Source organism: Gracilibacillus ureilyticus (assembly GCF_900111195.1).
GTDB lineage: Bacteria > Bacillota > Bacilli > Bacillales > Amphibacillaceae > Gracilibacillus > Gracilibacillus ureilyticus.
The window spans coordinates 98,545-106,010 of the sequence record NZ_FOGL01000018.1; the positions used below are offsets into that span (position 1 = coordinate 98,545).

Genomic DNA, 7,466 nt, shown 5'->3' on the forward strand with positions numbered 1-7,466 from the left:
ATTAATTTACTCTTGCAATTTTACGTTCTAACCGATCAAGTTTCCCTTTGATTGTACCATCGTAAACCGTATTTCCGATTTTAATCTTCATACCGCCGATAACAGAAGGATCCACCTTGTTCGTTATTTTTAATGCTTTTACATTTAATTTCTTAGTGAAAGTAGTTTCTAATTCCTGTTTTTCCGGCTCCGTTAACGGGCGGACAGATAAAACAGTAGCCTGCTTCGTACCTTTTGCTTCATTGGCAAATGCCACGAATTCATCCACAATTTGCGGAACGACCGATACTTTATGGCGGTCAACAAGTAACGAAAGTGTATGTAATACATCCTTCGAGAAGCCTGTGAACGCTTCATTGAGTAGTTCTTTCTTTTTAGAAGCATCTACATTTGGATGTTGAAGGAACTTAACAAAATCAGCATTTGTTTCGAATACTTCCTTCACTGTCAGTAATTCCGTTTCCAGAAAGTCTAATGTCTGTTTTTCATCGCCGATTTGAAAAAGAGCTTCTGCATAACGTTTTGCTACATTTGCTTTACTCATCGCTCTTCTCCTACCTCTTTGATGTAGTCACTGATCAACTGTTCCTGATCTTCAGCGCTGATCTCTTTTTCAATAACTTTCGTAGCAATCTGGACAGATAATGTCGCAACTTGTGCCTGTAATGCTTCGATTGCTTTTTCTTTTTCCCGTGCAATATCTTCCTCAGCAGATTTCTTCAGACGCGCTGCCGCATCCTCTGCTGCCTGGATAATTGCCTGCTCCTGCTGCTGTCCTGCTTTTTTCGCATCTTCAATTATCTGTTGTGCTTCCTGTCTAGTTGCTTGTAATTGTTCGTTTGCTTCTTTTGCCGCTTTTTCCGCGTCTGCACGGTTTTTCTCCGCTGTATCAATTTCGTTTGCTATATAGTTTTCACGTTCTTCCATTTTGGTCATCAATGGACCCCACGCGAATTTCTTTAATAACCATAGCAATACTGCAAAGCTGACAAGTGCGAAGATCATATCACCGACACGCAAACCACCGATTGATGCTTGAATGACGAGCTCACTTGCGAATAGTTGCACAGTGTTCACTCCTTCCTGCAAATAGTTTTCATCTATTTATTGACACATTTCGTTTTACTATTAATGTTGTTTTAATGCTTGTACTTCCTTCTTTACAAAGGAATGGCGAAGATTGTCTTAGACGAACTTCGCCATTCTTCTAGATGTTGTTCAAAACGTCCGGTAAAAATGACACATCGAATTTCTTCGTTGGCTTGGCTTTCCGTTGCTCACGTATAAAAGCATACGTTCCGCTACTCAAATCTTCGCCGCCTCGAACTTCTCGGTCTTTTTTTTCCTCCTTTTGAACACACACTTATAGAATAAAAAATATTAGCTACCCATTACCATAAAGGCAATTACAACGGCGAAAATAGGAATCGCCTCTACTAGTGCTACCCCGATGAACATTGTTGTTTGAAGGGCACCTCTTAATTCTGGTTGACGTGCAATCCCCTCTACTGTACGACTTACGATCATACCATTACCTAAACCAGCACCAAGTGCCGCTAAACCAATTGCTATTGCAGCTGCTAAAGCTCCCATGTTTTGTTTCCTCCTTTAAAATGTATAGAAAAGTAATATAAATTATTTTAATGGTCTGAACTCACTTTATGAGACATATAAACCATTGTTAACATTGTGAAAATAAATGCCTGAATTGCCCCGATAAATAAACTAAACCCTTGCCATGCCATCATCGGGATGATTGACACAAACGTAAACGGGACAGCGATAAACGCCATTTTTGTAATAAGACCTAATAAAATCTCACCAGCAAAGATGTTACCGAAGAGACGCAGACCTAATGTTAATGTGTTCGTGAACTCTTCAATAATTTTAAATGGCAGTAAGAACGGTACAGGTCTGACATAATCTTTTGCATATTCGCCAAAACCTTTTACCTTAATACCATAGTAATGCGTTAATACAACCACCATCGTTGATAAAGTTAATGTGATCGCCGCATCTGAGGTAGGTGATTTCCACCATAGTGTGTGGCCCCATACCCCTATTGTTATAACACCTAAGATGTTACTAACAAAAATGTAAGTAAGTAATGTTAAACCTAGTGGTAAAAATACTTTTCCTGTTTTCCAATCCATTGTGTCATTGATAATGCCTTTGACAAACTCAATGATCCATTCCATGAAATTCTGAAACCCTTTTGGCTTCATTTGAAGATTTCTTGCTGCAAGTACACAGATAATAAATACGATTACAGAAGAAACAAATGTCATTAAGACAGTAGATAAGTTAAAGTCCAGCCATGGAATGCCAAACAGATCTTCATACAGTGGTGATTCGTGATCCAATTGCTTCACCTCACTTCCCTTTGCCAGTCTTATTATTAAATAAAGCAAAATCTATCATAATAACAACATAAGTTGTCATTAATCCCAAAATAACTGCAATAAAATGGAAATATTCTTCATAGCGCATTGCAATCAGTACTGCTAATGCTGCGGTTGCAAGTCTTGTAAATGTCCCGATTCCTGAAGCTCCTCTTCCCTCTGAAACGGCTTGTCCAAATCGGTTTATTTTACGTTGCATTACCCATAGGTTATAAAAACTTAATGCTGTCCCAAGGAGGAGTCCGAGGAAGATACTAGGATATGGTGTGAATCCCCAGCCTAGTACAAAAAGTGCAAGAAGGTAGAACATCCATTTACGTTGACGGGTTATCATTTTATTGTATTGGTCCATCAATCTTCGTCTCCCGTTAGATCTTGTACGAAATGAATGGTTCCGTATAAACCGGCTCCCAGCCCCAAAAGTAGTCCGATCACTAATAATAGTGGTGTTGTGGAGAATTGCTTATCAAGCCATCTGCCGATCAAAAGGCCCACTAGCGGCGCCCCAGCAAGCTGGGAAATGATGCGGCTGTAAACAGCAAAACCTTGATATGGTTTCTTGCGGTCAGGTGTTGTCACTTGATCACTCCTATGTTTAGAACAAGAGCAAACTTTTATGTATTATCATAAGACAAAATTCGATGCAGTGATTTAGATCACACACCTGTAAACCTTATCATCCACACTAAGATAGCATACAATAGGGGTACGCCTATTGTCAATCGATTTTAGAGACAAATCATAAGAATATACGGACAAGATAAAAGGGATGTCCCTGCACCCCTTTTAAAATAGCTAATTTGCTATTGTCAGACAATTTCGAATAAAATGTGACAATTACTTCGAGTTACGAAACACCTTGACAGGCATTACTTTTCGACCATGATCATTGTCTGATATTGATAAGCTTCGCCCCGTTCAGGCGCTACCGTGATGTTCGCAATATATGCCCCAGCCTCTGGCAATTGTTTGTCTGTCAGCATCCCCTTCAATACTCCTTTTGGTACATCTTTTCTTTCGACAACTGTCTGAACAAATGCATACGTGTTGGCATCATACAAATCTATCGTAATATCACTTTCCTCCTCCACCACATACAGCTGATAATGGTAATGCCCATCCAATAATTCAAAGTAAAATTCCAGCCCCATTGCCATCGGTGCTTTCGCTTCCTCTGTCAGCCAGAGATATGGAATGCTGTAATCATTTAGCTGTAAATATCCTTGCATAAAAGCCTGTTCAGCGAGCCCATCCTTCACAACTGCTTCTATCGTTATTCCTTTCTTCTCATTCGGTTTCAGTGTAAAAGATCCCGGCAAATAAAAACGGATCGCCTGCTGCTGCTCAGGCTGCTGAAAAGTGTAAGTTACCGGTTTGTCTGATATGTTCTCAATAACCATCTTATGCTCACTTCTGTCTGAAATAGAAGTATTTTTTCCTATATTATAAAGAGAGTGATAAATAATGGTATCTGTTGACAGCACTTCCTCCACATCAACCTTCCCTGCCCCTTGTTCTGTCGGCAGAAAACCGGCTAATGGATCAGCTGTTGTAAGAAGTGCTGCCTTTATCTGGCCAGGTGTCCAGTCAGGATGCGCTTCCTTCAGCAATGCTGCAACACCGGCAATATGCGGTGCCGCCATGCTTGTTCCATTATAGCTCGCATAACCGCCAGGCACTGTACTCATAATGTTCGCGCCCGGGGCGACAACTTCCGGTTTGATCGACCAGTTAACCGTAACAGGACCTCTTGAACTGAAATCTGTAATTGTATCAACCACTTCTTCTGTTTTCAATTCAAGAAAGGCTCCGCGTTCCTCTTTCAGCCATTTCCCCGCTTCTTTCGACACAGCTGCAACAGGTATATTAACTTCCTGCTCCACTGCCCCTTGAAAAATCCCTTCTTCATTATTGGCGATAAGCAATGCCGATGCTCCTCTTTCTTCTGCTTCCTTTGCCAATACAGTGAAAGGGGTTTTCCCACGTTCGACAACTAGCACGTGATCCGCCGGGAGTTCGTCTGGTGCTGTGTCATTGTGGGCTACTTGCAGATCTCGCTCATGTGACCATGCAGGTGTGCCCTGAAGTGGTAACAGCTCTATTTTTTTTCTGGAAAAAGATTCGTATAAATATGGCTGCTCGATTGGCGGTGTGGAGGCACCGACGGAAATGACGGATTCTGCGGTGGCGGGTGATCCGATTGTCCATGGTTCCGGGCCTGTGTTGCCGCCTGCGATGACGACGGTGACCCCATGCTCTGCTGCGCGGTTGACGGCAACGGAGGTGGGCCAGTCCGGGCCGTTGATCGTATTGCCTAATGAAAGGTTCAGCACGTCCATCCCGTCTTTGACTGCTTGTTCGATGGCTGCCATCACTTGTACACTCGTTCCGCTTCCGCCCGGGCCGAGTGCCCTGTATCCGTAAAGTTCGGCATCTGGTGCGACGCCTTTCATCTGGCCGTTTGCACCGATTATACCTGCCACATGGGTGCCGTGTGAGGTTGGAATTCCCTGATCTGGTGTTGTTTCCATCGGATCCTCGTCAAAATCGACCAGATCAAAGCCACCCTTATAGTTTTTTTGCAAGTCAGGATGTGTATAATCAATCCCTGTGTCGATAACACCGACTTTCACTCCTTTTCCTGTGTAGGGGATGTCTTCAGGAACGATGAACGGAACACTTTCATTAACCGGTGATTGTTTTGTTGTTTTATATGTAGTGACAGGATAGTTCTGTTTAATGACACCTGTTTGTTCCAGTCTGGATAATGTCTGCTGATCTGCTTTCAGTGCAATGCCATTAAATATCGTGTCATAAACCTCCAGAATTTCCACCCGCGGATGTCGGGCTTCGATCTCTTCCGCAATTTCATGAGGGTTACCCTCCACTTCGATTATATAGGAAACCGGATCCTGAAAAGCGGACATAATCAGCATGACCAGCCATAATCTCATCTCTATACACCCCTTTTCCGTTAGTGTGTACATGAGCGGGTGAATTATGAAAGAAAAAAAGCCCTGAATAAATCAGGACTTAGAATGATGACGGCTTTTCATTTGTTTTGTTAAAAAAGTAGCGGATCGCATCAGCTATTCTTTCGGAGGCCTTGCCATCACCGTACGGATTCGATGCGCGGGCCATCTCGCGGTGGGCTTCCTCGTCTGATAAGAGCTCATCAGCGAGCTGGAAGATGTTGTCTTCATCTGTTCCTGCCAATTTTAGTGTACCTGCTTCGATACCTTCCGGGCGTTCGGTTGTATCTCTTAGTACAAGGACAGGAACACCGAGTGACGGCGCTTCTTCCTGAACACCACCTGAGTCAGTCAGGATCAGATGGGCCTGTGATGCAAAGTTATGGAAGTCGACTACAGCGAGTGGCTCGATCAGACTGATTCGCTGATCATTTCCAAGAATCTCGTTGGCTGTTTCCTGAACGGCCGGGTTAAGGTGTACAGGATAAACGACATGAATATCCTGATGCTTATCAACAAGACGTTTGATCGCACGGAACATTTGCTGCATATTCTGGCCAAGGTTTTCGCGGCGGTGTGCTGTCATTAAGACAAGACGTTTGTCCCCGACTTTGTCCAGTACAGGGTGAGTGTAGCTTGTGTTGACCGTTGTAGATAATGCGTCAATTGCGGTGTTCCCTGTGATGAAGATGGTCTCTTCTTTCTTATTTTCGTTGATTAGATTTTGGCTTGATTTCGTTGTTGGCGCAAAATGCAAGTCTGCCATCACACCAGTTAACTGGCGATTCATTTCTTCTGGATACGGTGAATATTTGTTCCATGTTCGTAATCCTGCTTCAACATGCCCAACCGCAATCTGGTTATAGTAGGCAGCAAGTGATGCGGCGAAGGTTGTCGTTGTATCTCCATGAACGAGTACAATATCCGGCTTTGTCTCCTGCATCACCTTGTCCAGACCTTCGAGAGCTCGTGTCGTAATCTGGGCAAGGGTTTGTCTTGCTTTCATGATATTCAGGTCGTAATCTGGAGTGATGTCAAAGATACTGAGCACTTGATCGAGCATCTCTCTGTGCTGTGCGGTAACTGTCACAATGGCCTCAAATTGCTCTGGGCGTTTTTTCAATTCAAGTACAAGCGGCGCCATTTTTATTGCTTCAGGTCTTGTCCCGAAAATCGTCATCACTTTAATTGGTTCTGACATTTGATACACCTCTTAAATTTATTTTGTTCCAAATAAACGGTCGCCGGCATCACCGAGACCTGGGATAATATAACCTTTTTCATTCAGTTTTTCATCTAGGGCGGCTAAATAAATATCCACATCAGGATGCTCTTTTTGAATGACTTCGACACCCTCTGGTGCTGCGATAAGACACATTAGTTTTATGTTTGTCGCTCCGCGTTTTTTCAGGGAATGGATCGCATCATTTGCCGAACCGCCTGTTGCAAGCATCGGATCGATCACAATAAGCTCACGTTCTTCTATGTCTGTTGGCAGCTTAATATAATATTCAACAGGCTTCAATGTTTCAGGATCACGGTAAAGTCCGACATGTCCGACTTTTGCAGCAGGGATCAGTCTGAGAATACCGTCAACCATTCCAAGACCCGCTCTCAGGATTGGAACAAGTCCGATTTTTTTCCCGCTGAGAACTTTTGTCTTAGCTTCCATTACGGGTGTATCGATTGTTGTTTCTTCTAAAGGTAAATCTCTCGTTATTTCAAATGCCATTAAAGCAGATACTTCATCAACTAATGCACGGAATTCTTTCGTTCCTGTGTTTTTATTTCTTATGTAGGTTAACTTATGCTGAATAAGCGGATGATCTAGCACAAATACTTTGCTCATTTAAATGATCTCTCCTTTTTTTGTTTTGGGTATTGCTGCAAGTGTTCATCCTTAAGATTGTACTGAAAAAAAGAACCCGTTTCAAGTGTGAATCAAAATTTTAACCGGATTGTAAAGATGAGGCTGGTGATTTATCAGTCGGTAATTTGTCAACCGGAGCGGCTCCCGAACTACTCTGCTCTTATTTTTCCCGGGCACCAGGGCTTTCAGAACGTCTACGATCTACTTCGCTCAAATTTTTCC

Annotated in this window: 9 protein-coding genes; all 9 read right to left on the reverse strand. The window is 42.8% G+C overall.

All coding sequences use genetic code 11. The features are described from left to right. Nucleotide 1: 1 nt before the first annotated feature. Entirely contained in the window at nucleotides 2–544 is a 543-nt protein-coding gene (locus BMW36_RS16030) for a F0F1 ATP synthase subunit delta (protein WP_089742970.1), read from the reverse strand. Then, nucleotides 541–1,068 (reverse strand): F0F1 ATP synthase subunit B, encoded by a 528-nt coding sequence (gene atpF, locus BMW36_RS16035; RefSeq protein ID WP_089742972.1) that lies wholly within the window; start codon nucleotides 1,066–1,068, stop codon nucleotides 541–543. The genes BMW36_RS16030 and atpF overlap by 4 nt, the downstream gene beginning before the upstream one ends. Nucleotides 1,069–1,380: 312 nt before the next feature. Continuing rightward, nucleotides 1,381–1,593: a F0F1 ATP synthase subunit C gene (gene atpE / locus BMW36_RS16040; RefSeq protein ID WP_089742974.1), complete on the reverse strand. Its 213-nt coding sequence runs from the start codon at nucleotides 1,591–1,593 to the stop codon at nucleotides 1,381–1,383. A gap of 47 nt (nucleotides 1,594–1,640) precedes the next feature. Beyond that, nucleotides 1,641–2,363 carry a F0F1 ATP synthase subunit A gene (atpB, locus tag BMW36_RS16045; RefSeq protein WP_089742989.1) on the reverse strand — a complete coding sequence of 241 codons (723 nt, stop codon included), beginning with the start codon at nucleotides 2,361–2,363 and terminating at the stop codon, nucleotides 1,641–1,643. A 10-nt stretch (nucleotides 2,364–2,373) separates the two neighbouring features. Further along, entirely contained in the window at nucleotides 2,374–2,754 is a 381-nt protein-coding gene (locus BMW36_RS16050) for an ATP synthase subunit I (protein ID WP_089742976.1), read from the reverse strand. After that, entirely contained in the window at nucleotides 2,754–2,981 is a 228-nt protein-coding gene (locus tag BMW36_RS16055; protein WP_089742978.1) for an AtpZ/AtpI family protein, read from the reverse strand. Before BMW36_RS16055 ends, BMW36_RS16050 begins: the two co-directional genes overlap by 1 nt. A gap of 290 nt (nucleotides 2,982–3,271) precedes the next feature. Further along, complete coding sequence (locus tag BMW36_RS16060; protein ID WP_175480498.1) at nucleotides 3,272–5,356, reverse strand: S8 family serine peptidase; 2,085 nt, start codon at nucleotides 5,354–5,356, stop codon at nucleotides 3,272–3,274. A 79-nt stretch (nucleotides 5,357–5,435) separates the two neighbouring features. Continuing rightward, nucleotides 5,436–6,575 (reverse strand): non-hydrolyzing UDP-N-acetylglucosamine 2-epimerase, encoded by a 1,140-nt coding sequence (wecB, locus tag BMW36_RS16065; protein WP_089742983.1) that lies wholly within the window; start codon nucleotides 6,573–6,575, stop codon nucleotides 5,436–5,438. Between the two features lie 18 nt (nucleotides 6,576–6,593). After that, nucleotides 6,594–7,223: a uracil phosphoribosyltransferase gene (upp, locus tag BMW36_RS16070; protein WP_089742985.1), complete on the reverse strand. Its 630-nt coding sequence runs from the start codon at nucleotides 7,221–7,223 to the stop codon at nucleotides 6,594–6,596. Between the last annotated feature and the right edge of the window lie 243 nt (nucleotides 7,224–7,466).